Source organism: Streptomyces sp. NPDC052079, assembly GCF_040680275.1.
In the GTDB taxonomy this organism is placed as follows: Bacteria; Actinomycetota; Actinomycetes; order Streptomycetales; family Streptomycetaceae; genus Streptomyces.
Genome location: NZ_JBFAWL010000002.1, coordinates 431461 through 455083, shown reverse-complemented (window position 1 = coordinate 455083; position 23623 = coordinate 431461). Strand labels below are relative to the sequence as shown.

Annotated in this window: 24 protein-coding genes, 2 pseudogenes and 1 riboswitch; of the genes and pseudogenes, 13 read left to right on the top strand and 13 right to left on the bottom strand. The window is 69.3% G+C overall.

Annotated features, from left to right (window positions below):
- Positions 1 to 7: 7 nt before the first annotated feature.
- Positions 8 to 1087 (bottom strand): histidinol-phosphate transaminase, encoded by a 1080-nt coding sequence (gene hisC, locus AB0L56_RS06550; RefSeq protein WP_361026847.1) that lies wholly within the window; start codon positions 1085 to 1087, stop codon positions 8 to 10.
- A 458-nt stretch (positions 1088 to 1545) separates the two neighbouring features.
- Here hisC and AB0L56_RS06545 point away from each other — a divergent pair, with 458 nt between their 5' ends.
- From AB0L56_RS06545 to AB0L56_RS06535, 3 genes are all read left to right on the top strand, one after another.
- Entirely contained in the window at positions 1546 to 2658 is a 1113-nt protein-coding gene (locus tag AB0L56_RS06545) for a LacI family DNA-binding transcriptional regulator (RefSeq protein ID WP_361026844.1), read from the top strand.
- Positions 2659 to 2988: 330 nt separating this feature from the next.
- Entirely contained in the window at positions 2989 to 4080 is a 1092-nt protein-coding gene (locus AB0L56_RS06540; RefSeq protein WP_361026841.1) for a metallophosphoesterase, read from the top strand.
- Between the two features lie 183 nt (positions 4081 to 4263).
- A complete protein-coding gene (locus AB0L56_RS06535) occupies positions 4264 to 5133 on the top strand; it encodes a hypothetical protein (protein WP_365419661.1) in 870 nt (289 codons plus the stop codon).
- Positions 5134 to 5388: 255 nt separating this feature from the next.
- On the opposite strand, the gene AB0L56_RS06530 is transcribed toward AB0L56_RS06535, so the two are convergent.
- Together AB0L56_RS06530 and thiC are read right to left on the bottom strand one after the other, a co-directional pair.
- Positions 5389 to 6801 (bottom strand): VWA domain-containing protein, encoded by a 1413-nt coding sequence (locus AB0L56_RS06530; RefSeq protein ID WP_365419658.1) that lies wholly within the window; start codon positions 6799 to 6801, stop codon positions 5389 to 5391.
- Positions 6802 to 6900: 99 nt separating this feature from the next.
- Positions 6901 to 8697, bottom strand: coding sequence for a phosphomethylpyrimidine synthase ThiC (gene thiC / locus AB0L56_RS06525; RefSeq protein WP_365419655.1), 1797 nt, complete (start codon positions 8695 to 8697; stop codon positions 6901 to 6903).
- Positions 8690 to 8879: riboswitch (TPP riboswitch) on the bottom strand. (Overlaps the previous gene by 8 nt.)
- A 72-nt stretch (positions 8880 to 8951) precedes the next feature.
- On the opposite strand from thiC, the gene AB0L56_RS06520 reads away from it, so the two are divergent.
- Positions 8952 to 10358: a YibE/F family protein gene (locus tag AB0L56_RS06520; protein ID WP_361026829.1), complete on the top strand. Its 1407-nt coding sequence runs from the start codon at positions 8952 to 8954 to the stop codon at positions 10356 to 10358.
- Between the two features lie 67 nt (positions 10359 to 10425).
- On the opposite strand, the gene AB0L56_RS06515 is transcribed toward AB0L56_RS06520, so the two are convergent.
- From AB0L56_RS06515 to AB0L56_RS06500, 4 genes are all read right to left on the bottom strand, one after another.
- Positions 10426 to 10860 carry an SsgA family sporulation/cell division regulator gene (locus AB0L56_RS06515; RefSeq protein ID WP_361026826.1) on the bottom strand — a complete coding sequence of 145 codons (435 nt, stop codon included), beginning with the start codon at positions 10858 to 10860 and terminating at the stop codon, positions 10426 to 10428.
- Between the two features lie 98 nt (positions 10861 to 10958).
- Complete coding sequence (locus tag AB0L56_RS06510) at positions 10959 to 11684, bottom strand: IclR family transcriptional regulator C-terminal domain-containing protein (RefSeq protein WP_361027157.1); 726 nt, start codon at positions 11682 to 11684, stop codon at positions 10959 to 10961.
- A 294-nt stretch (positions 11685 to 11978) separates the two neighbouring features.
- Complete coding sequence (locus AB0L56_RS06505; protein ID WP_030857134.1) at positions 11979 to 12191, bottom strand: DUF5326 family protein; 213 nt, start codon at positions 12189 to 12191, stop codon at positions 11979 to 11981.
- Between the two features lie 147 nt (positions 12192 to 12338).
- Positions 12339 to 12656, bottom strand: coding sequence for a cupin domain-containing protein (locus AB0L56_RS06500; protein WP_176117699.1), 318 nt, complete (start codon positions 12654 to 12656; stop codon positions 12339 to 12341).
- 60 nt (positions 12657 to 12716) lie between these two features.
- On the opposite strand from AB0L56_RS06500, the gene AB0L56_RS06495 reads away from it, so the two are divergent.
- The 6 genes from AB0L56_RS06495 to AB0L56_RS06470 all read left to right on the top strand — a co-directional run bounded on the left by AB0L56_RS06495 (position 12717) and on the right by AB0L56_RS06470 (position 17399).
- Entirely contained in the window at positions 12717 to 13094 is a 378-nt protein-coding gene (locus AB0L56_RS06495; RefSeq protein ID WP_190164570.1) for a phage holin family protein, read from the top strand.
- Between the two features lie 5 nt (positions 13095 to 13099).
- Positions 13100 to 13591 (top strand): low molecular weight protein-tyrosine-phosphatase, encoded by a 492-nt coding sequence (locus AB0L56_RS06490; RefSeq protein WP_361026819.1) that lies wholly within the window; start codon positions 13100 to 13102, stop codon positions 13589 to 13591.
- Positions 13588 to 14757, top strand: a complete 1170-nt coding sequence (locus AB0L56_RS06485; RefSeq protein ID WP_365419648.1) for a cystathionine gamma-lyase — start codon at positions 13588 to 13590, stop codon at positions 14755 to 14757. The genes AB0L56_RS06490 and AB0L56_RS06485 overlap by 4 nt, the downstream gene beginning before the upstream one ends.
- Positions 14758 to 14973: 216 nt before the next feature.
- Complete coding sequence (locus tag AB0L56_RS06480; protein ID WP_361026814.1) at positions 14974 to 15873, top strand: LysR family transcriptional regulator; 900 nt, start codon at positions 14974 to 14976, stop codon at positions 15871 to 15873.
- An 86-nt stretch (positions 15874 to 15959) separates the two neighbouring features.
- The gene (locus AB0L56_RS06475) at positions 15960 to 16442 is read left to right on the top strand and encodes an NUDIX hydrolase (RefSeq protein ID WP_361026811.1); all 483 of its coding nucleotides are present in this window, start codon (positions 15960 to 15962) and stop codon (positions 16440 to 16442) included.
- Between the two features lie 90 nt (positions 16443 to 16532).
- A complete protein-coding gene (locus AB0L56_RS06470) occupies positions 16533 to 17399 on the top strand; it encodes a GNAT family N-acetyltransferase (protein ID WP_365419643.1) in 867 nt (288 codons plus the stop codon).
- A 54-nt stretch (positions 17400 to 17453) separates the two neighbouring features.
- On the opposite strand, the gene AB0L56_RS06465 is transcribed toward AB0L56_RS06470, so the two are convergent.
- Positions 17454 to 17864, bottom strand: coding sequence for a heme-binding protein (locus AB0L56_RS06465; RefSeq protein ID WP_365419640.1), 411 nt, complete (start codon positions 17862 to 17864; stop codon positions 17454 to 17456).
- Here AB0L56_RS06465 and AB0L56_RS06460 point away from each other — a divergent pair.
- Together AB0L56_RS06460 and AB0L56_RS06455 are read left to right on the top strand one after the other, a co-directional pair.
- A pseudogene (locus AB0L56_RS06460) lies at positions 17839 to 18098 on the top strand (MarR family transcriptional regulator); the annotation flags it as partial. The gene AB0L56_RS06465 and the pseudogene AB0L56_RS06460 overlap by 26 nt on opposite strands.
- Before the next feature lie 9 nt (positions 18099 to 18107).
- Positions 18108 to 18190: pseudogene (locus AB0L56_RS06455) on the top strand (GNAT family N-acetyltransferase); the annotation flags it as partial.
- 183 nt (positions 18191 to 18373) lie between these two features.
- Here the strand turns inward: AB0L56_RS06455 and dnaB are convergent.
- Positions 18374 to 19852 (bottom strand): replicative DNA helicase, encoded by a 1479-nt coding sequence (dnaB, locus tag AB0L56_RS06450; protein ID WP_361026802.1) that lies wholly within the window; start codon positions 19850 to 19852, stop codon positions 18374 to 18376.
- A gap of 459 nt (positions 19853 to 20311) precedes the next feature.
- Between dnaB and AB0L56_RS06445 the strand changes: the two genes are divergently transcribed.
- Complete coding sequence (locus tag AB0L56_RS06445) at positions 20312 to 21649, top strand: MATE family efflux transporter (protein ID WP_365419636.1); 1338 nt, start codon at positions 20312 to 20314, stop codon at positions 21647 to 21649.
- Between the two features lie 105 nt (positions 21650 to 21754).
- On the opposite strand, the gene rplI is transcribed toward AB0L56_RS06445, so the two are convergent.
- The 4 genes from rplI to rpsF all read right to left on the bottom strand — a co-directional run bounded on the left by rplI (position 21755) and on the right by rpsF (position 23452).
- Positions 21755 to 22201, bottom strand: coding sequence for a 50S ribosomal protein L9 (gene rplI, locus AB0L56_RS06440; protein WP_361026796.1), 447 nt, complete (start codon positions 22199 to 22201; stop codon positions 21755 to 21757).
- Between the two features lie 18 nt (positions 22202 to 22219).
- Complete coding sequence (rpsR, locus tag AB0L56_RS06435) at positions 22220 to 22456, bottom strand: 30S ribosomal protein S18 (RefSeq protein ID WP_003949403.1); 237 nt, start codon at positions 22454 to 22456, stop codon at positions 22220 to 22222.
- Between the two features lie 43 nt (positions 22457 to 22499).
- The gene (locus tag AB0L56_RS06430) at positions 22500 to 23084 is read right to left on the bottom strand and encodes a single-stranded DNA-binding protein (protein WP_361026793.1); all 585 of its coding nucleotides are present in this window, start codon (positions 23082 to 23084) and stop codon (positions 22500 to 22502) included.
- 77 nt (positions 23085 to 23161) lie between these two features.
- Positions 23162 to 23452 (bottom strand): 30S ribosomal protein S6, encoded by a 291-nt coding sequence (gene rpsF, locus AB0L56_RS06425; RefSeq protein WP_004985983.1) that lies wholly within the window; start codon positions 23450 to 23452, stop codon positions 23162 to 23164.
- Positions 23453 to 23623 lie beyond the last annotated feature (171 nt).

Genomic DNA, 23623 nt, shown 5'->3' with positions numbered 1-23623 from the left:
GCGCTGATCAGACCTCCTTGCGGAAGTCCTCCGTGACCTTCAGGAAGATGTCGTTCGCCTCGGTCTCGCCGACGGTGACCCGCACACCCTCCCCGGCGAACGGCCGGATGACCACACCCGCCTGCTCGCACGCCTGCGCGAACGGCACCGTGCGCTCCCCCAGCCGCAGCCACACGAAGTTGGCCTGGCTCTCGGGCACCGTCCAGCCCTGGGCGCGTAGCCCTTCCATCACCCGGTTGCGCTCGCACACCAGCGAGCCGACCCGGCCGATCAGCTCGTCCTCGGCCTGCAGCGACGCGATCGCCGCGTCCTGCGCGATCTGGCTCACCCCGAACGGCACCGCCGTCTTGCGCAGCGCCGCGGCCACCGGCTCCTGCGCGATGGCGAAACCGACGCGCAGCCCCGCCAGGCCGTACGCCTTGGAGAAGGTCCGCAGTACACAGACGTTGGGCCGCTCCCGGTAGATCTCAAGGCCGTCCGGCACCTCGGTGTCCCGGATGAACTCGCGGTAGGCCTCGTCGAGCACCACCAGGACGTCACCGGGCACCCGGTCGAGGAAACGCTCCAGCTCGGCCCGCCGCACCACCGTGCCGGTGGGGTTGTTCGGGTTGCAGACGAAAATCAGCCGGGTCCGGTCGGTGATCGCGTCGGCCATCGCGTCCAGGTCGTGCACATCGCCCGAGGTCAGCGGCACCGGGACCGACGTGGCACCGCTGATCTGCGTGATGATCGGGTACGCCTCGAAGGACCGCCAGGCGTAGATCACCTCGTCGCCGGGGCCCGCGGTGGCCTGCAGCAGCTGCTGGGCGACACCGACCGAGCCGGTGCCGGTGGCCACGTGGGACACCGGCACGGCGAAGCGCTCGGACAGCTCGGCCGTCAGCGCCGTACAGGCCATGTCCGGGTAGCGGTTGAAGGAGGAGGCCGCGGCCGCCACGGTCTCCATCACGCCCGGCAGCGGCGGATAGGGGTTCTCGTTGGAGGACAGCTTGTACGCCACCGGTCCCCCGGCCGCAGCCGGCTTGCCCGGCTTGTACGTGGGAATCCCCTCCAGCTCGGCGCGCAGCTTGGGGCTCGTCTCGCTCACCGCAGTCCTCCTCGCGAAGACCGGCGGCCCAGGACCGCCGCCGACATCCAATACTCCTCACCTTATGAGGATTGGGCGCCGGTGCGTATAGGCGCGGTGATCGCTCCCGTCTGGCCTCGTCAGCTTCCGGGGCCTCATGAGTCACGCCAGCAACAGGCGCAACATCACCCGAAGAGGTACGAAGGGCGCGCGGGGCAGGGGCGCGCCGCACATATATCTATGCGCCGGTGGCTTGCGCCGTGGCGCGCATCCCCCGTGCAGGTGAGTTGAGACCTCTTCGCAACATCGCACCGTCGGCAGGCCCGCATGCGCCGACACGTCAGGTCCTGCCATGGAAACGTTCAACACCCTTTATTTCCAAGGGGCTTGACCATTAACGATCATGCAGAAACGTGCCTGTCAATGCGTGCATATGCGTCCGCCCTACCCCACCGCATGAGCCCTACTATCGGCTCGCCATGACAGCAGCAGGGAAGCACCAGGTGAGCCGCGCGGAAACCTCACGCCGAGGCAGCCGGCCGGGTCGAGCGGGCATCAGGGACGTGGCCGCCGCCGCCGGAGTCTCCATCACGACCGTCTCCGACGCCCTCAACGGCAAGGGCCGGCTCCCGGACGCCACCCGGCGCCACGTCCGCGAGGTGGCTGACAGACTGGGGTACCGCCCCTCGGCCGCCGCCCGTACGCTCCGCACCGGGAAGTCCGGGCTCATCGGCCTGACCGTGACGACGTACGGGGATGAACCTTTCACCTTCACCGAGTTCGCGTACTTCGCCGAGATGGCGCGGGCCGCCACCTCCGCCGCGCTCGCCCGCGGCTACGCCCTCGTCATCCTGCCCGCGACCTCCCGCCACGACGTGTGGTCCAACGTCGCGCTGGACGGCACGGTCGTCATCGACCCCTCCGACCAGGACCCGGTCGTCAGCGAACTCGTCCGCCAGGGGTTACCGGTCGTCTCCGACGGCCGCCCGGCCGGCTCGCTCCCGGTCACGGCCTGGGTCGACAACGACCACGAGGCAGCCGTTCTCGGCATCCTCGACCACCTCGCCGACTCCGGCGCCCGCCGCATCGGCCTGCTCACCGGCACGACCACCGACACCTACACCCACCTGTCGACCACCGCGTATCTGCGCTGGTGCGAGCGCGTGGGCCAGGACCCGGTGTACGAGGCCTACCCGGCGCACGATCCGTGCGCGGGCGCCGTTGCCGCCGACCGGCTGCTGGCCCGCCCCGACCGCCCCGACGCCGTCTACGGCCTCTTCGACCCCAACGGCACCGACCTGCTCGCCGCCGCACGCCGCTACGGCCTCCGCGTCCCGGACGACCTGCTGCTCGTCTGCTGCAGCGAGTCCACCGTCTACGCCAACACCGAGCCGCCCGTCACCACGCTGTCCCTGAAACCGCGCCGCATCGGCACGGCGGTGGTCCAGCTGCTGATCGACGCCATCGAAGGGGTCGATTCCGACCAACCGGTGGAGCAGGTCATACCGACCGAGCTGATCGTGCGCACCTCCTCACAGCGCCGTCCGCCCCGCAGGACGGTCAGCCCGCCGAGGTCGCCGAAGGGGAGGTGAGCCCGGGTCGCCGCCGGGTCGCACGGCGGACCGGAGCGTGGAGCCCCGCTTCCGGAGGCACGGAGCGAGGGCGTAGAGGGCGTCCACCGACAAGAACGGGCCGGCCACCCGGCATAGGCGGGCCGGCCACCGGCAGCGAGCGCGCGACAGGAACGGTCACAGGGCGGCCGTAAACCGCCCCAAACGGGACGAAAGCCGCAGCGAATCGGAGTCTCGCTCCGATTCACCACCCCTGGGTCATCACACAGCGCGATCCGCATTCCTATGATGGGCCCACGACACCGCGGGCCGCTGCGACCAGGCAGTCCGATGCGGTGCAGATGCGGCGCGATGGTGGAGGGGTCGATGACTCAGGGGGCCGGTCAGGGACCCGAGGTGGAGCGGACGGCGACGTTGCGCGACTTCCGGGTACCCGCTTACGTCCACGAGACCGGTCCGTATGCCCAGAGCACCCACCCCGGCAACACCGCCCCGCCCTCCGAGGAGACCTATCCGGAGGGGTACACGCCCACCCAGCGGGACCTCCCCGTCATCAATCGGGGCGACACTGTCCAGGTGACCGTCGACGCCGTGTCCGCGCCCGCCCCTCAGTCCACCACCGGCCACGGGCCGCTGTACGTGGTCGGTGACGTCCACGGATACCTCGACGAGCTGATCGCCGCCCTCCGGGAGCAGAACCTCGTCGACTCGGCCGGGCAGTGGTGCGCCGGCACCGCGCGGCTGTGGTTCCTGGGCGACTTCACCGACCGCGGCCCGGACGGCATCGGCGTCATCGACCTCGTGATGCGGCTGTCCGCCGAGGCCGCCGCGGCCGGCGGCTACTGCAAGGCCCTCATGGGCAACCATGAACTGCTGCTGCTCGGCGCCAAGCGGTTCGGCGACACCCCCGTCAACTCCGGGGCCGGCACCGCCACCTTCCAGGCGGCGTGGCTGCTCAACGGCGGCCAGAAGACCGACATGGACCGCCTCCAGGACCACCACCTCCAGTGGATGGCCCGCCTCGACGCCGTCGAGGAGGTCGACGGCCATCTGCTGCTCCACTCCGACACCACCGCCTACCTGGACTACGGCCGCTCCATCGAAGAGGTCAACGACACCGTCCGCGAGACGCTCACCCGCAACGACGCGGACGAGGTCTGGGACCTGTTCCGCAAGTTCACCAAGCGGTTCTCCTTCCGCGACGAGGGCGGCGCCGACGCGGTGCGCTCCCTGCTGGACACCTACGGCGGCACCCGGGTCGTGCACGGCCACAGCCCCATCCCGTATCTACTGGGCGAGGTCGGCTCCGAGGACGGCGAGGACGACAGCGGTCCCGTGGTCGCCGGTCCGCACGTCTACGCCGACGGACTGGCCATCGCGATGGACGGCGGGGTCACCATGGCCGGAAAACTGCTGGTCCAGCAACTGCCGCTGAGCGCCTGACCGTTCCACGGGCCGCTTGCCGGCGGCCCGCGACCGCACCGCGAGAGCGGCAATTTCGGTAAACCCCCTGTCACCGCGCGCCGTCACCGCTCTACCATCGGCTTATCCGTAGCAGGCTCCCCTCCGTTTCTGCCCGACGGCTCGTCAGCATGCCGAGCCCCAAGCCCTACGGAGCATCGGGGGATGCACATGAACAGCGTTCCGCAGCACCTGCTGAGCGAGGACCGCCAGGAATACGAGCGGATTCTCGATGAGGCGCTGCGCTCCGCACCACACAACCCGGAACTGGCCGCTGTCGGACAGCGGCTCAACTCGGAACAACTGCGCACCATGGCGCTCAACGCCACCGCGATCGTCGCGGCGGCCGCGGCGACCGAATACCAGCACTATGTGAAGGTCCGCGAGGAACTGCGCCGGCCGCCGACACCGTCCACCCCGGCCGGCCGAGACTCCGGCTCCGCCGAGCCGGACACGGGCGCGGCGGGGCTCGCCGCCACCATGGGAGAGGTCGCCGAGACCGCCGGTGCGGGCGTCGTGGCCGTCGTGGCCGTCCTGGCACCGGTGCTCGCCGGGACCGCGGCCGCGATATTCCTGCTCGTCGGCTACATCCTGCGCATGCTGGACCCCGAGGCGGCGTTCGCCCGCACCATGCTCACCACGGGGTGGGTGTTCGGCGCGGTGACGGCGGTCGCCATCCTCGTCGCCGCCGTGGGTCTGCTGCTCACCGCACTGCGCAACAAGCCCTCGGCGCTCGGCGGCCCGTACCGCGAACTCGACGGGGAGGTGAAGCGGGCCAGGGACGCCTGGCGGGAGGCGCTGCTGAAGCGGGGGATCATCCCGTTCCTGCGGGACGCGCTCGCCGACCCGGCGGCGGCCGCCGCGCTGCAGCACACGGCACCGCCCGCGCCGGCCAGCCGTATGCCACAGCTCGGGTACGACCGGCCGGGCTTCTCCAGCCCCGACGACGGCTCGACCCGCGGCACGCGACCGAGCTACACCAGTCCGGACTACTCCAGCCCGGACTTCGGCGGGCCGGAGCACCAGCCGGAGTAGCCGGACCGGCCCGGCCGGCTGTCCGGGGCCCGTCCGTCGGCTTGCGCTTCCCGCATCGGCGCCGGCGTACCCGCGGGCAGTCGTGCCGCTGGGGCTGCACGGGTGGGCGCGACGGCACCCCGCCTGCGCCGGGCTGCGCAACCACGCCCGCCCCAGGGGGCGCGAGCCGGGTGGATGGGACCGGCCGTCGTCCGGTCCTCGTCCGGTTTCGTTCGGCCCGTTCGGACCGTTCGGACCGTTCGGACCGTTCGGCCCTCAGAGGATGCCCGCGTGCCTCGCGGCCTTGATCCACAGCGGGAACTCGGACAGCAGACGGTCGTACAGCTCCGGGTCCGGCACGGTGGCGATGTCGTCGACGGCGAAGAAGCCGACGTTGTCGACGCGGCGACCGGGCAGCGTGTCGAACCGCTCCAGCACGCCGTAGTTTGACCTGCCCAGCCCCACGAACTGCCAGAAGACGGGTTCCTCGACCGCCTCCCGAAGCTCACGTTCGATCTCCTTGTTGCGGTAGACACCGCCGTCGGAGAAGAACAGCACGAGGGTCGGGGCGGACGCCGGGTTGTTCCGGACGAACGCGCGGACCTCGGCGATGACCTTCTGCTCCTCGTTCTGGATTCCGACGTCCCGCATGTCGACCTGGCTGGGCTCCAGTCCCTTCTTCCTGCCCCGACGGAAGAGGCCCATCTCCCCCACGCGCACGTGGAGCCGCAGCCACTCGGGAAGCTCGCCGAGCCTCAGATCCGGCAGCCGCGCCGGGTTCGAGGCGAACGTCCAGGCCTGCATCTCACCGTCGTCGTCCAGCTGCGCCGCGACGGCGGCCATCCGCTCGACGACATCGGACACGGTGCCCTTGGAGTACAGGAAGGACATCGACCCGGAGGCGTCCAGTACGAGGATGACGCGCGCGGTGATCCCGGCCGCCCCGTGCTTGCGCAGGCTGACCGCCACCTGCTCCTTGCGGAGGGACAGCCGCTTGCGCATGTCGACGGGCAGCCGCTCCTCGCCCTTGGTGAGCCTGGGGGCTTCCGGGTGGGGGTGAGGGGCGGGAGCCCGGTCGGGTACGGGCGGCGCGGGCGGCACAGACGCCGGGGCCGGCGGAACGGGAGCGGGCACTGGGGCGACGGCCGGCGGGGAGGGATCGTCCACGGTGATGCCGAAGTCCGTGGCCAGCCCGGCAAGCCCGGAGGCGTACCCCTGCCCCACCGCGCGGAACTTCCACTGTCCCTGCCGCCGGTACAGTTCCCCTCCGATGAACGCGGTCTCGGTCCCCGCGGCCATGTCGAACCGGGCGACCTCGGTCCCGTTGCCGGCGTCGAGAAGCCTGAGGACCAGCCCTGGTACCTGGCCGAACGTCCCGCCGTCGGCCGACGCGCACAGCACGATCCGTTCGACGGCCGCTTCGACCGCGCCCAGATCGACCTCCATGGTGTCGGTCGCGGCCCCGGTGGCACTCCGCTTCCCGAGATGCGTCACGGCGGCGGACTTGTGACGGGGCTGGTTGTAGAAGACGAAGTCCCCGTCGTCCCGCACCCGCCCGCCCTCCGTGAGAAGCAGCGCCGAGGCATCGATGTCGGGCACCCCGGGCCCCGCCGCCCAGGCGAGCTCGACACGCACCACGGAGGCACCGACGGACAGATTGGACCCCTTGCTCATCGAACTCGCTGTCATGGGGCCAGTCTGCCCATCCGCTCGGGCGAAGACGAGGGAAACCGTCCCACGGGAGCGGCACCCGCGACGGGCACCGCTCCCTGTTCCGCAGCCGGACGCTCAGTCCGCGATCGGCAGATACACGCGATGGCCCGCCGCCGCGAACTCCTGCGACTTCTTCGCCATTCCCTCCTCGATCTCGTCCCGGCTGCCACCGTGCTCCCGGCGGATGTCCTGGGAGATCTTCATCGAACAGAACTTCGGACCGCACATCGAGCAGAAGTGGGCCGTCTTGGCGGGTTCCGCCGGAAGGGTCTCGTCGTGGAACGCACGTGCCGTATCCGGGTCGAGGGCGAGGTTGAACTGGTCCTCCCACCGGAACTCGAAACGGGCGTCGGACAGCGCGTCGTCCCATTCCTGGGCGCCGGGGTGCCCCTTGGCGAGGTCGGCGGCATGCGCGGCGATCTTGTAGGTGATGACGCCCGTCTTGACGTCGTCGCGGTTGGGCAGGCCAAGGTGTTCCTTCGGGGTGACGTAGCAGAGCATGGCCGTTCCCCACCACGCGATCATCGCGGCACCGATGCCGGAGGTGATGTGGTCGTACGCCGGCGCGACGTCGGTGGTCAGCGGGCCGAGCGTATAGAACGGGGCTTCATCGCAGATCTCCTGCTGGAGGTCGATGTTCTTCTTGATCTTGTGCATCGGGACATGGCCCGGGCCTTCGATCATGGTCTGTACGTGGAAACGCTTCGCGATCGTGTTGAGTTCCCCGAGCGTGCGCAACTCCGCGAACTGCGCCTCGTCGTTGGCGTCCGCGATGGAGCCGGGCCGCAGGCCGTCGCCGAGCGAGTAGGTGACGTCGTATGCGGCGAGGATCTCGCAGAGCTCCTCGAAGTTCTCGTACAGGAACGACTCCTTGTGGTGCGCGAGGCACCACGCGGCCATGATCGAGCCGCCGCGGGAGACGATGCCGGTCTTGCGGTTGGCGGTGAGCGGCACATACGCGAGGCGGACGCCCGCGTGGACCGTCATGTAGTCCACGCCCTGTTCGGCCTGTTCGATGACCGTGTCCTTGTAGATCTCCCAGGTCAGTTCCTCGGCCCGGCCGTCGACCTTCTCCAGGGCCTGGTAGAGCGGCACGGTGCCGATGGGGACGGGGGAGTTGCGCAGCACCCACTCGCGGGTGGTGTGGATGTTGCGGCCGGTGGAGAGGTCCATGACCGTGTCGGCGCCCCAGCGGGTCGCCCAGGTCATCTTCTCCACTTCCTCCTCGATGGAGGACGTCACCGCCGAGTTGCCGATGTTGGCGTTGACCTTCACCAGGAACCGCTTGCCGATGATCATCGGTTCGGTCTCCGGGTGGTTGACGTTCGCGGGCAGCACCGCGCGGCCCGCCGCGATCTCCTCCCGGACCACCTCGGGTGAGACGTTCTCCCGGATCGCCACGAACTCCATCTCGGGCGTGATCTCACCGCGGCGCGCGTAGGCCAGCTGGGTGACCGCCTTCCCCGGCCGGCCCCTGCGCGGCTGGCGTGGCCTGCCGGGGAAGACGGCGTCCAGGTTACGCAGGCCCCCGCGCGGAGACGTGTGCTTGATTCCGTCGTCCTCGGGACGGACGGGACGGCCCGCGTACTCCTCCGTGTCACCGCGGGAGATGATCCAGTTCTCCCGCAGCGGAGTCAGTCCTCGGCGGACGTCGGTGTCGACGAGCGGATCGGTGTACGGCCCCGAGGTGTCGTACAGCGTGACGGACTGCCCGTTGGTGAGGTGCACCTGACGGACCGGTACCCGCAGGTCGGGGCGCGAGCCCTCGACGTACGCCTTGTGCCAGCCGTTGGACTTCCCGGCCTCGGCGTTCGCCGACGTCTCCGTCGGGTTCTGCGTGGAGGCAGGCGTGCTTGCGTCCTTGTTGGTCATGAGACCTACTCCCTACGCCGGCATTACCCGGTAACAGGTTCGGCGGTCGACGCAGCGGTTTCCGTCTGCCGACGTTCCGTGTGAAACATCACTCGACGTCGGTCATGTTTCATGTGAAACATCGCTGGGACGGAGGTCAGCGCCCTCTCAGCCCGGTGCTCCGAGCTCCCGCGTGTTCAAAAGGTGCCTTCACGCTAGCGTCCTTTCTGGCGCGGTGAACAGAGGGCCCCCTTCGTTCTTGGGATGATCGGGCGGTGACCCCGACTCAGCCTCCTCCGTATCCACCGCCCGAACCACCGCACGGCGCAGGCGCCGGCAGCGGACACGGGCATGGACACAGTCACAGTCACGGCCCGGCGGCTCCCGTGTCGCGGCATCTGCGCAGAGTCATCGCGGCGATCCTGATCCCGTTCGCCGCCGCGGTGCTGGTCGGACTCGCCGTGCTGTGGCCGGGCGGCGCGCCGGCGCACGAGCGCACCGGTGTCGGTTTCGACCGGCAGACGCAGCACGCCACGGTGACCGAGGTGGTGGAGGTGAGCTGCCAGTCCGTGAACGCCTCCGGAGGCGTCCCGACCGGCGATACCTCCACCGCCGAGGGTTCCTCCGCCCAGCAGCAGGCGGACGGTACCTGCAAGAAGGCGACGATCAGGGTCGACACCGGCGACGACAAGGGCCGTACGTTCAACGAGATCGTGCAGCCGGACCAGTCCCGTCAGCTGAGCGAGGGTCAGGAGGTCGTGGTCGCCTACGAGCCCTCCGCGCCCGAGGACCTGCAGTACTCGGTCACCGACGTGAACCGGCGCTTTCCCATGGCGCTGCTCGCCGGCGTCTTCGCGCTCGCCGTCGTGGCCGTGGGACGGATGCGCGGCGTCATGGCGCTCGTCGCCCTGGCCGTCAGCTTCCTGGTGCTGAACTTCTTCATCCTTCCGGCCATTCTGCAGGGGTCGAACCCGCTGGTCGTGGCGGTGGTGGGCGCGAGCGCCATCATGCTGCTCGCCCTGTATCTCTGCCATGGACCGTCGGCGCGCACCTCGGTGGCGGTGCTCGGCACCCTCATCTCGTTGCTGCTGATCGGCATCCTGGGGTCGGTCTTCATCGGCTGGGCCGCGCTCACCGGCAACACCGACGACAACACCGGTCTGATCCACGGGCTGTATCCCGGGATCGACATGAGCGGTCTGCTGCTGGCCGGCGTGATCATCGGGTCGCTCGGTGTCCTGGACGATGTGACGGTCACGCAGACGTCCGCGGTCTGGGAGCTGCACGAGGCCAATCCGTCGATGGGCCGGCGCGGGTTGTACCGGGCGGGCATCCGTATCGGCCGCGATCACATCGCGTCCGTGGTCAACACGCTGGTCCTCGCCTACGCGGGCGCCGCGCTGCCGCTGCTGCTGCTGTTCTCCATCGCGCAGAGCGGCGTGGGGACGGTCGCCAACAGCGAGCTGGTCGCGGAGGAGATCGTGCGCACGCTGATCGGTTCGATCGGCCTGGTGGCCTCGGTGCCGGTCACCACGGCCCTGGCCGCGCTGGTCGTCTCCGCCGACCGTCCGACGGCGCGGGCGCAGGGGCGGGGACAGAGCCCGGGTCGGGGACAGCCGCAGGTACCGGATGCCCGGTCGGCCACAGGCTCCGGGGGGCGGGGCAGGCGCCGCAGGCGCTGATGTCCGCGGAGCGGGGCGGAACGCGCTGAAGCGTTCCGTCACCGGCTCACCCGACGGGCGTAACGCTTCAGCCGGCGCTCTGCTCCGCCAGGATCCGGTCGAGCGCGTCGTCGAGGTGGGCGTCGAAGTCGGCGAGCGCTCCCTCCTGGCCCAGCGGCACCAGCTTGTCGGTGCGGTCGAGGAAGGCCACCAGCGGTGCGGTCGACGACCGGAACAGCGCCTGGTCGGGTCCGACCTGAAGCCGGATCAGCACCTCGCCCAGCAGGTCGCCGTCGACCGGTGAGACGCGTACATCCCCCTCGCCGCACGGCCGGCCGACGCCGTCGATCAGCAGTTCCCGGCCGAACGCCCAGGTCACGGGGGCATCTCCGGGCAAGTGGAAGGTGAGTCGCACGGCGTAGGGATCACAGGTGTCGTACCGCAGTTCCACCGGGATGCGGAAGGAGAGCTCCTCCGACACGAGAAAGCTCATCATGACCTCTGCCTGTACGGATGCGCGCATCGCCTACCCCGTCATTCGCCGCGGACTGGCCGGGCATAAACCCTGACACTAGAGGGAATCTTGCTGAACGTACACAGCAGATCACAAGGAGTGAGTTTTCAGATACTGATAGACAGCGTGAACGACCCGAGCAGACGCCCCAACTCGGCCTGCAGAAGCCGTGCCGCGGGGAGGAGCCGGTCGGCCTGGTGTGCGGGCAGGGAGATGGCCATCGAGGCCGCCGTGGTGCCCACGGTGATCGGGATGGCCGCGCAGACCGTCCCGAGGGCGTACTCCTGGCGCTCCGTCACCAGCTCCGCGCGCCGGTTCCGCTCGAGGCGCCTGAGCAGACTGTTGTCGTCGCGCACGGTGTACGGCGTGACGGGACGCACGGGATAGCGGTCGAGGTGGTCGCGGCGGGTCTCCTCGTCGAGCTGCGAGAGCAGGCACTGGCCGATGGCGTGCGCGTGGCAGGTCTCCCGGAAGTCGGCCCACTCCTCGACCGCGGGGTTGCCCGGGGTGTCGGAGACGCAGATGACGTCGATCTCCCCGTCGCGGTACACCGCGTAGTACACGGGGACACCGATCACGTCACGCCAGCGGGCGAGAGTCTCGACGACCTTGCTGCGACGTTTCTCCTCTGCTCCGCTGCTGCTCAGCCGCTCAGCCGCCTCCCCCAGGAAGAACAGTCCCTTGTCGCGGCGCAGATAGCCCTCGTGCACCAGGGTGCGCAGCAGGTGGTAGGTGGTGGGGAGCGCCAGCCCGGTCTCGCGGGCCAGTTGCTTGGCGGGGGCCCCGTAGTCGTGCCCGGCGACGGCCTCCAGCAGGCGCATGGCCCGCTGCACGGATCCGATGAGGGTCGCCGTGGGTGCGGGGGTCGCCGGCGAGCGGGGCTGTGAGGGGACCGCGGTCACCTGTGCGGAGGCGGTGCCAGTCGTGGCCAAAGGTCACTCCGAAACGCGAGGGTGCGGCCCGTGTGGTACACGGGCAGGAGGGTCGCCGCTCGCGGGGATCGTCCACCCCGCGTCGAGTTCCGGACTCTAACGGGCCCTCACCGCACGCAGACGGCCCGCCGGAGAAATGTCCCCCGCCCGAGGGAACCGGTGATTCCTGTTACCGCCTCACCGGTCCCTTTCGGCTCACCAGTCGCTGCGCGAGGAGGAACTCGACGTGAACTTGCGTACGACGTAGATCAGTCCGCCGACCAGGGCCACGAACACCAGCAGCTTGAAGAGCAGTCCGATCACGAAACCGACCACACTCGCTATCAGCCCGCCGAACACCACCAGAGCGATGACCGGCACCGCGATCCACTTCACCCACCACGGCAGTCCCGCGAAGATCTCTCGCATCGCCCTTGTCCTTACCTCTGCGCCCGTCCGTGCCGGGTCGCGCCATCATGTCCTGCACTCGATGCTAGGGCGGCGGGTGGTCCGGTGGGGGCGCCCGATCCCTTGTCCTCCCCTGACCGATCCCCTAGGGAACCCGGGGCGCCCGGCTCAGCTCTCGGGCGGAGAGAACACCACCAGAACCCGCAGGTCCTCGCTGATGTGGTGGAACTTGTGGGCCACCCCGGCCGGCACGTACACGACACTGCCGCGTGCCACCTGCGTGGTCTCCATGCCGACGGTGATCGACGCCCGGCCGCTGACGACGAAGTACACCTCGTCCTGGCTGTGCGGCTGCTGCGGGTCCTGGGCTCCCGCATCCAGGGCGTAGAGGCCGACCGACATGTTCCGCTCCCGCAGGAACTGCAGGTACGCCCCGTCGTTGGCGGCGCGTTCCGCCTCCAGTTCGTCCAGCCGGAATGCCTTCATCTCCTGGTCCCGCCCCTACCTCAATGCTCAAGCCCGATCGTGTCTGCCACGATCAGACACATGATGAATTTCCTAGTCAAGACGATCGCCAACGCGGGCGCCCTCGCCGTCGCGGTCTGGCTGCTCGACAAAATCACCCTGACCGGCGACAGCACGGGCAAGGAGATCGGCACCCTCCTCCTGGTCGCCCTGATCTTCGGTCTGGTGAATTTCCTGGTCAAGCCGCTCGTGAAGCTGTTGAGTCTTCCCCTGCTCATCCTGACGCTCGGACTGTTCACCCTGGTCGTGAACGCGCTGATGCTGCTGCTGACCTCCTGGATCGCCGACCAGTTCGACCTGAGCTTCCACGTGGACGGTTTCTGGACGGCCGTCCTGGGCGGTCTGATCATCTCCGTCGTCTCCTGGGCGCTGAACGTCGTCCTGCCGGACGGGGACTGAGCGCGATGGCCTACCGCGTCTGCTTCGTCTGCACCGGCAACATCTGCCGTTCCCCGATGGCCGAGTCCGTCTTCCGGGCGCGGGTGGCCGAGGCCGGGCTCGACGGCCTGGTCGAGGTGGACAGTGCCGGTACGGGCGGCTGGCACGAGGGCGACGGCGCCGACCCGCGCACGGTGACCGTGCTGCAGGAGCACGGGTACGACTCCGGACACACCGCCCGCCAGTTCGACCGGTCCTGGTTCGCCCGCCTCGACCTCGTCGTCGCGCTCGATTCCGGCCACCTCAGAGCGCTGCGGCGGCTCGCCTCGACGGACCAGGACGCGGAGAAGGTCCGTCTGCTGCGTTCGTACGACCCCGCCGCCGGCGACGACCTCGACGTGCCCGACCCCTACTACGGGGGCCCGGAGGGCTTCGACGAGTGCCTTGAGATGGTGGAGGCGGCGAGCACCGGGCTGCTCGCCGCGGTACGCGCGCACGTGGAAGGACACGCGGCATGAACGATGCGACGACCGACGCCGGCACCGGCCGGACGCTCCCCGACGGCACGGGTGACGGCACCCGCGCGGTGCGCGCCGGACTGCCCGAGCCGGTGAAACACGAGCCGACCCTGCCCGGCCCCGTGTTCGCCGCCCACTTCCACCTGCCCGGCGACCCCACCGGCCCGTACACCTACGGCCGGGACGAGAACCCGACCTGGACCTTGCTCGAACGGGCCATCGGCGAGCTGGAGGCACCGGGGCAGGACGGTGTCGAGACCCTGGTGTTCGCCTCCGGCATGGCCGCGATCTCGTCGGTGCTCTTCTCCCAGCTGCGCACCGGGGACGCGGTCGTCCTGCCGGACGACGGCTATCAGGCGCTGCCCCTGGTGCGGGCCCAGCTGGAGACGTACGGCATCGAGGTGCGCACCGCGCCGACCGGCGGCGATGCCCAGCTCGAGGTCCTCGACGGCGCGAAGCTGCTATGGATCGAGACGCCCTCGAATCCGGGGCTCGACGTGTGCGACGTGCGCAGGCTCGCCGATGCGGCCCACGCGCGGGGCGCACTGGTCGCCGTCGACAACACCCTTGCGACGCCGCTCGGCCAGCGGCCGCTGGAGCTCGGCGCCGATTTCGCGGTGGCCAGCGGCACCAAGCAGCTCACCGGGCACGGCGACGTGCTGCTGGGCTACGTCACCGGCCGCAACGCCGAGGCCATGGCCGCCGTCCGGCGCTGGCGCAAGATCGTCGGTGCGATCCCCGGTCCCATGGAGGCCTGGCTCGCACACCGCTCGATCGCCACGCTCCAACTGCGCGTCGACCGGCAGAACGCCACCGCTCTCGGGCTCGCCCAGGCGCTGCGGGAGCGGCCGGAGGTGACGGGGCTGCGCTATCCCGGACTGCCCGACGACCCCTCGCACACGATCGCCTCGCGGCAGATGCGGCGCTACGGATGCGTGGTGTCCTTCACGCTGCCCACGCGCACGCACGCGGACCGTTTCCTCGACGCGCTGCGGCTCGTGGACGACGCGACGAGTTTCGGCGGCGTACGGTCCACGGCGGAGCGGCGCGGGCGCTGGGGCGGGGACGCGGTGCCGGAGGGCTTCATCCGCTTCTCCGTCGGCGCCGAGGACCCCGAGGACCTGGTGGCGGACGTGCTGCGGGCCCTGACCGCATCAGCCTCCTGACCAGCCGTCGTACAGACACCGGGGCACTGCGGCGGACGGTCCGAGCCTCCCCCCTCGTGGCTCGGACCGTCCTCGGTTCCGCGCGCGAAGAACCGCGCGACCAAGGCTAGTTGACTCAGTGTCAGTGTCCAATCACAGTAGCGACAGCGACCTATCGACTTATTTATAGTTGGCCGCATCCGGCCTGCGGCGGGGGCTGACAAGGGAGGGTGTGCCGTGGATCTGGCCTTGCTGCGGACCTTTGTGACCGTGCACCGGGCCGGCTCCTTCACCCGTGCCGCCGCCCTGCTCGGCCTCTCCCAGCCGGCTGTGACCTCGCAGATAAGGACGCTGGAACGGCAGCTGGGGCGTCCCCTGTTCCTGCGGCAGGCGCGCGGTGTGACACCGACGACCATCGGCGACGAGCTCGCCCACAAGGCCGCACCGCATCTCGACGCCCTGGTGGAGATAGCGGAGTCCGGGCTCGAGGAGGACTCCTCGTTACGGACCCTGCACCTGGCCGGCCCTCCGGAGTTCACCGCCGAGCGGGCGCTGCCCGCGCTCACGGGGCTGGCCGGTGAGGACGGTCAGGGCTTCGCCCTGCGTGCCTCCTTCGGCACCGCCGAGGAAGCGCTGGAAGGGCTTGCCGCCGGACATCATGATCTGGCCATCAGTACCGCCCGTCCACGGGGCGCCCTTCTCTCGGCGACTGCGCTCTGTGACGAGGAGCATGTCCTGGTTGCCTCCCCGCGCTGGGCCGAGCGGATCGGCGCCGTCGGCCGCACCGGCCCGTCCGCCCTTGAGCAGGTTCCCGTGGTCGAAGTGCATGAGACGCTGCCGTTCGTCGCCCGCTACTGGGCGTCCGTCTTTGACTCCCGTCCCGTCGCTCCGGGCACCGTCATCGTTCCGGATCTACGCGCGGTGCTGGCCTGCGCCACGGTGGGAGCGGGGCTGGCGGTGCTGCCGCGGTACTTGTGCACGGGCGCACTCGAGCGGGGCGAAGTGGTCGCCCTGCACGAACCGACGGTGCCACCACTGCGCACATACTTCCTGGTGGTCCGTACCGGCACGCTGGCGATGCCCCACATCGCACGGGCCCACGAGTGGCTGGAACAGGCCGCCGCCGACTGGTGCTGACCCGCCGGCGTGCGTCTCGTCGCGTGAAACCGGCCGGTGGGACCGCACGATGTTTCACGTGGAACCAGCCGGGCCACATTTCCCCCATGACCGTCCGACCCGTGGTCAAGCGCACCGCCCGAGCCGTTCTGCTCGACGGCGAGAACCTGATTCTGATCAAGCGCACCAAACCCGGCATGGATCCCTACTGGCTCACCCCGGGGGGCGGAGTCGAACCTGACGACCCGACCGTCGTGCACGCCCTGCACCGGGAGGTGTACGAGGAACTCGGCGCGAAGATCACCGATGTGGTGCCCTGTTTCGTCGACACCGTGGAACACATCGGCGAGGACGGCGGCGCCACCGGCGTGAAGGTGCAGCACTTCTTCGTATGCCGCCTGGAATCGATGGACCCGTCCCTGCGGCACGGCCCCGAGGTCGACGAACCCATCGGCGAGTACGAGATCGTCCGTGTGCCGTTTACCCGGGTCGGCATCGCCTCCGTCCACCTCGTGCCTCTCTCGCTGCGCCACTATCTGGACGCCAACATCGAGGGTGTGCGCGCCATGCACGCGCCCGACCTGGGCTGACCTCCGGCCCTCTCGGGTATGGCCAAAAGCTCGCACGAGTCCGTGGAAACTGGTGGACGCCGACGGCCGCTGTCGGACAGCCTGACCTGCGTGCCGACACCTTCCCTTGACTCTCTGCCCATCCGCCGTCTGACGCTCCGCGATCTCACCGCCTGCGCCGACTTGTCCGAGGACCGGGGGTGGCCACGGGAGGAGCACAAGTGGGGACTCCTGCTGGCGTCCGGGAAGGGGTACGGCATCGACGACCCCGGCGGCGGTCTGGTGAGCGCCTGTGTCGTCACCGAGTACGGGCCGCAGGAGCACCCGGCACTCGCGGCCATCGGCATGGTCCTGGTCGCCGAGCGGTATGCGCGCCGGGGTGTGGGGCGCCGGTTGATGCGGCACATCCTGTCGGAGGCGGGAACCACGCCGCTCACCCTGCACGCGACCCCCTCAGGCCGGCCGCTCTACGAGGAACTCGGTTTCAAGGTCACCGGCCGGGCCGAGATGCTGCGGGGCCGGTTCGTCGGTACGGACGCCCGGCCGGAGGTCGCCACCCGTACCGCGACCGCCGAGGACCTCCCGTCGACCCTCCGGCTCGACGAGGAGGTGTTCGGGGCGAACCGGACGCATGTCGTCACCAGGCTGCCCGCCTTCGCCGATCAGTTGCGCGTCGCCGAGGAGGACGGACAGCTCATCGGTTACGCGGCCGCCTGGCCCACCACGGACACCCATGTCGTGGGCCCGCTGATCGCACGTGACACTACGACGGCCAAGGCACTCCTCGCTTCCCTCGCCGCCCATACCGTCCGGCCCCTGCGCACCGACATCGATGTGCGGCACGAAGAGCTGCTGGACTGGGCGAAGGGCCAGGGCCTGGCGTCGGTCGAGTTCAACGCCGTCATGACATACGGGACCGCGGAACTGCCCGGGGACCCGAGCCAACGGTTCGCCCCGGTGACGGTCGCGGCGGCCTGACGGCGGCCCCCGCACGCTGGCGACCGGCGTCGTCGTGCGTCACGGGGCACGTCGTCAGACGAGGGCCTCCACGGCGGCGGTGGCGAAGGCGTGGTGCTGCTCCGGAGCAGCACCGCCGACACCCATCGCACCGATCAGCCTGCCGTCGCGCCGGACGGGCACGCCCCCGGCGATGAACAGCAGCGGGCGGTCAAGGGCGGTGGGCAGGGTGTGGAAGAGGCCTCCGGGCTGCACGGCGCCCACGAGCTCGGCGGTCGGCGCGTTCAGCTGGAGAGCGGTGTACGCCTTGCGGATGCTGGTCTCACCGGAGATCAGTACGGCGCGGTCGTCCCTGCGGAAGATGAGCAGGTGCCCGCCGGTATCGACCACGGTGACGCTGACCGTGACACCGGCCGCTTCGGCGGCCCGGCGTGCGGCGGTGACGAGGGTTGCGGCGTGTGCGGTGCTGCTCAGCCAGAGCGCCACTACCCGTCTGGTCACCCGGCTCGAGGACCGAGGGCTGCTGGAGCGCTATCTCTGCCCCACCGACCGGCGCGGCATCTACACCAATGTCACCGAGTCCGGCCTCGAGCTCCTGGAACAGGCACGGCCGACCAATGACACCGCCCTGCGCGAGGCGCTCGACGAGGCGGCGAAGAACCCGGTCTGGCACCTCTGGTCCGGGCGGTGGAGACACTGAAGGCACCGGTGCCCGCATAGGGTGCCGGCATGGCCGATCTTGAAATACGCGCCGCGGTCGCCGACGACATCCCCGTGATCGTCGGCATGCTCGCGGACGACCCCTGGGCGCGTAGCGCGAGTCACCGGACGACCTCAGCCAGTATCTGACCGCCTGGGAACGGCTCGGCTTCACGGCCTCCCACGTGGGTTTCGAACTTCCGCTGTGACGAAGTGCTCGGGCCATGTTTCACGTGAAACGGGCACCTCGCCCGCACCGGTGCCCGGCAGGTGCCATCGACGGCGGCAGCCGGAGGTCAGATCTGTGCCATGTCCACGAATCGTGAGTAGTGGCCCTGGAAGGCGACCGTGATCGTTGCCGTCGGGCCGTTTCGGTGCTTCGCCACGATCAGGTCGGCCTCACCCGCCCGCGGTGACTCCTTCTCGTAGGCGTCCTCGCGGTGCAGCAGGATGACCATGTCGGCGTCCTGCTCGATGGAGCCGGACTCACGCAGGTCGGAGACCATCGGCTTCTTGTCGGTGCGCTGTTCCGGGCCACGGTTGAGCTGGGAGAGCGCGATGACCGGGATCTCCAGCTCCTTGGCGAGCAGCTTGAGGTTACGGGACATGTCCGAGACCTCCTGCTGGCGGCTCTCGGCCCGCTTGGATCCGCCGGACTGCATCAGCTGGAGGTAGTCGATGACCACGAGCTTCAGATCGTTGCGCTGCTTCAGACGACGGCACTTGGCGCGGATCTCCATCATCGACAGGTTCGGAGAGTCGTCGATGTAGAGCGGTGCGGCGGAGACGTCCGGCATCCGGCGCGCCAGACGGGTCCAGTCCTCGTCGGTCATCGTGCCGGAACGCATGTGGTGCAGGGCCACGCGCGCCTCGGCGGAGAGCAGACGCATCGCGATCTCGTTGCGTCCCATCTCCAGCGAGAAGATGACGCTGGGCAGATTGTTCTTGATGGACGCCGCCCGTGCGAAGTCCAGGGCGAGCGTCGACTTGCCCATCGCCGGACGCGCGGCGATGACGATCATCTGTCCCGGGTGGAGGCCGTTGGTGAGCGAGTCGAAGTCGGTGAACCCGGTGGGCACGCCGGTCATCTCGCCACTGCGCGACCCGATCGCCTCGATCTCGTCGAGGGCGCCCTCCATGATGTCGCCCAGCGGCAGATAGTCCTCGCTTGTGCGCTGCTCGGTGACGGCGTAGATCTCCGCCTGCGCCCGGTTGACGATCTCGTCGACGTCGTCGTCGGCCGCGTATCCCATCTGCGTGATGCGCGTACCGGCCTCCACCAGGCGCCGCAGCACGGCGCGCTCGTGCACGATCTCGGCGTAGTAGGCCGCGTTGGCCGCGGTGGGAACCGTCTGAACGAGGTTGTGGAGGTAGGAGGCCCCGCCGACCTTGTTGATCTCACCGCGCTTGGTCAGCTCCGCGGCGATCGTGATGGGGTCTGCGGGCTCGCCCTTGGCGTAGACATCGAGGATGGCCGTGTAGACGGTCTCGTGGGCCGGCTTGTAGAAGTCGTGGCCCTTGAGGATCTCGACGACGTCGGCGATGGCGTCCTTGGACAGCAGCATGCCGCCCAGCACGGACTGCTCGGCGTCGAGGTCCTGGGGCGGCACCCGCTCGAATGCGGAGCCTCCGCCGTCCCACCCTCCGCTCTCCCGGCCGCGGTCGTGCTGCTCGTCGCGGCCCCTGCCGTGGTCCTCACGACGGCGGGCGGCGGGCAGACGATCACTGGGACCGCTGTCGGCCCACGGGTCGTCCAAGGGCTCGGAAATGCTCACCGAGCCACCTCCTCCCGTCCGCCGAGCGGACCTCGCCGTGCCTCTCTGTTCTACGGCACGGCACTGACAAATAAGAGGCCCAACTCCGTTTGTCGCGCGCCGGATTTGTGACGTTTCTGAAACCGGCGGAAGGAGCGGGCGCCGGACCACCGTAGGCCCGTCAGCAGCGTCAGCCAATCTGGTTATCCACAGGCCATGTGGACGACGGGCCCAATGCTGTGGAGAACTCCGGGAAACCTGTGCACGAGGCGGTGGACAGTCCTGTGAACAAGCCCGGCACCTCCGCTTAACAAGCTCCCTGACCTGCACCTTTGCCGTCCACCGGCTGTGCAGAAGAAAAACTTGCCCAGCAGGATCAAGATCGCTTGATGCGGTGCACGCAAGCCCGCACGCTACGCCATGAAGTAAGCCCCGCAGATGCTTTGCATCTCTTACCTGTGGACGATTAGATTGGTGCACATGACACAGGCCCCCGCGCGCTCCAAAGCCGCTCGACGGCAGCACGACCGAGAGATCGTTCTGCTGGCAGTCCCGGCCTTCGGCGCCCTCGTCGCCGAGCCACTGTTCGTCATGGCCGACAGCGCCATCGTCGGCCATCTCGGAACGGCACAGCTCGCCGGCCTCGGAGTCGCCTCGGCGCTCCTGATGACCGCGGTCAGCGTCTTCGTTTTTCTCGCCTATGCCACCACGGCCGCCGTCGCCCGGCGGGTCGGCGCGGGCGACCTCCCGTCGGCCATCCGTCAGGGCATGGACGGAATCTGGCTGGCGCTGCTCCTCGGCGCCACTGTCATGGCCGTCGTCCTGCCCACGGCACCCGACCTCGTAAGCCTCTTCGGCGCCTCCGACACGGCTACCCCCTACGCGACCACGTATCTGCGGATCTCCGCGCTCGGCATACCCGCCATGCTCGTCGTGCTCGCCGCGACCGGTGTCCTGCGCGGACTGCAGAACACCAAGACACCGCTCTACGTCGCCATCGCCGGCTTCATCGTCAACGCCGTACTCAATGTCGCCCTGGTCTACGGCGCCGGCCTCGGTATCGCGGGATCCGCCTGGGGCACCGTCATCGCCCAGTGGGGCATGGCCGCGGTCTATCTGACCGTGGTACTTCGCGGAGCGCGCAGGCACGGGGCCTCACTACGCCCGGACGCCGCCGGGATCAGGGCGTCGGCCCAGGCAGGCGTCCCCCTGCTGGTGCGGACCCTCTCTCTGAGGGCCATCCTGATGATCGCGACGGCCGTCGCCGCCCGCCTCGGCGACGCCGACATCGCGGCGCATCAGATCATCCTGTCGCTTTGGAGCCTGCTCGCCTTCGCGCTGGACGCGATCGCCATTGCCGGGCAGGCCATCATCGGGCGTTACCTGGGGGCCGGAGACGCCCAGGGAGCCCGCGCGGCATGCCGTCGCATGGTCGAGTGGGGCATCGCCGTCGGTGTCGTCCTCGGTGTCCTGGTGATCCTCGCCCGGCCTGTGTTCCTTCCCCTGTTCACCAGCGACGCCACGGTGAAGGACGTGGCACTGCCCGCACTGGTGATCGTGGCGCTGTCCCAGCCGATCTGCGGCATCGTCTTCGTCCTGGACGGAGTGCTGATGGGCGCGGGAGACGGACCGTACCTGGCCTGGGCGATGCTGGTGACCCTCGCGGTGTTCACTCCGGCCGCCCTGCTCGTTCCTGCACTCGGCGGCGGACTCACCGCGCTGTGGGCCACGATGACGCTCATGATGACTGTCCGCATGCTGACCCTGTGGGTGCGTACCCGCTCGGGCCGCTGGATCGTCACGGGCGCGGCGCGCTGAGACTGACTGTTTCACGTGAAACACGACTTCAGGTCAAACACGACCATGGGGGCCGCATCCCGAAGGACGCGGCCCCCATGCTCACTGCTTCAGCGAGCCCGGCACTCAGCTGGGGACGACCTCGATGCTGACCTTGGCGTCAACCTCGGGGTGCAGACGCACGGACGTCTCGTGAGAGCCCAGCGTCTTGATCGGCGCACCGAGCTCGATGCGGCGCTTGTCGACCTCGGGACCACCAGCGGCCTTGATCGCGGAAGCGATGTCGGCCGGGGTGACGGAACCGAAGAGACGACCGGCGTCGCCCGAGCGGACGGCCAGGCGGACCTTGACGCCCTCGAGCTGGGCCTTCACCTGGTTGGCCTGCTCGATGGTCTGGATCTCGTGGATCTTGCGAGCACGACGGATCTGCTCGACGTCCTTCTCGCCACCCTTGGTCCAACGGATCGCGAGCTTCCGCGGGATCAGGTAGTTGCGAGCGTAACCGTCCTTGACGTCGACGACGTCGCCCGCGGCACCGAGGCCGGAGACCTCGTGGGTGAGGATGATCTTCATGAGTCGGTCACCCTTCCCTTATCGCGCGGTGGACGTGTAGGGCAGCAGCGCCATCTCACGGCTGTTCTTGACGGCCGTGGCGACGTCACGCTGGTGCTGGGTGCAGTTGCCGGTCACGCGGCGGGCACGGATCTTGCCGCGGTCGGAAATGAACTTCCGCAGCATGTTCGTGTCCTTGTAGTCCACGTACGTGACCTTGTCCTTGCAGAATGCACAGACCTTCTTCTTCGGCTTGCGCACAGGCGGCTTCGCCATGATGTATCTCCTGTGTGATCAAGAAGTGTGGGTACGGCCCCGCCTAGAAGGGGGGCTCGTCCGAGTAGCCGCCGCCGCTACTGCCGCCGGAGCCACCGCCCCAGCCGCCACCGCCGCCCTGCTGGCCACCGGCGGGAGCGCCGGTCGCCCACGGGTCGTCGGCGGAAGCGCCGCCGCCCTGCTGGCCGCCGCCGGGACCGCCGCCCCAGCCGCCACCACCCTGGCCGCCGCCACCGCCGCCGTAGCCGCCCTGGGCACCGCGGCCGGTGGTCTTGGTGACCTTGGCCGTGGCGTTGCGCAGGCTGGCGCCGACTTCGTCGACGTCCAGCTCGTAGACCGTGCGCTTGACGCCCTCACGGTCCTCGTAGGACCGCTGCTTCAGCCGGCCCTGCACGATGACGCGCATGCCTCGCTGGAGCGACTCGGCGACGTTCTCCGCCGCCTGGCGCCAGACCGAGCAGGTCAGGAACAGGCTCTCGCCGTCCTTCCACTCGTTCGTCTGACGGTCGAAAGTGCGGGGGGTCGACGCGACACGGAACTTCGCGACGGCCGCACCGGACGGGGTGAAGCGCAGCTCGGGGTCGTCGACAAGATTGCCGACGACCGTGATGACGGTCTCGCCTGCCATGGGGGAACCTCTCGGCGGGTTTGCTGCTGGCTGCTTGTGCTGCTACTCGAGTCCTGAGATCAGCTGAGCGGGAGAGCTCAGTGGGTCTCGGGACGGAGGACCTTGGTCCGGAGGACCGACTCGTTCAGGTTCATCTGGCGGTCGAGCTCCTTGACGACCGCAGGCTCGGCCTGAAGGTCGATGACCGAGTAGATGCCCTCGGGCTTCTTCTTGATCTCGTACGAGAGACGACGACGGCCCCAGGTGTCGACCTTCTCGACCTTTCCGCCGCCGTCACGGACGACAGAAAGGAAGTTCTCGATCAGCGGGGAGACAGCACGCTCCTCGAGATCGGGGTCGAGGATGACCATCACCTCGTAGTGACGCATGTGGAACCCACCTCCTTTGGACTCAGCGGCCACGGTCGTTCCGTGGCAGGAGGGTCGTGATGCGTTGCGCAACGATGCCTGTCAGTAAAACAGCCGCCACTGACAATCGAGGCCGGGCGGCGGTTCCAGGCCGGCCGGGACGGGCCGTGGCCCTGCCCTGCTCGTGCCTGG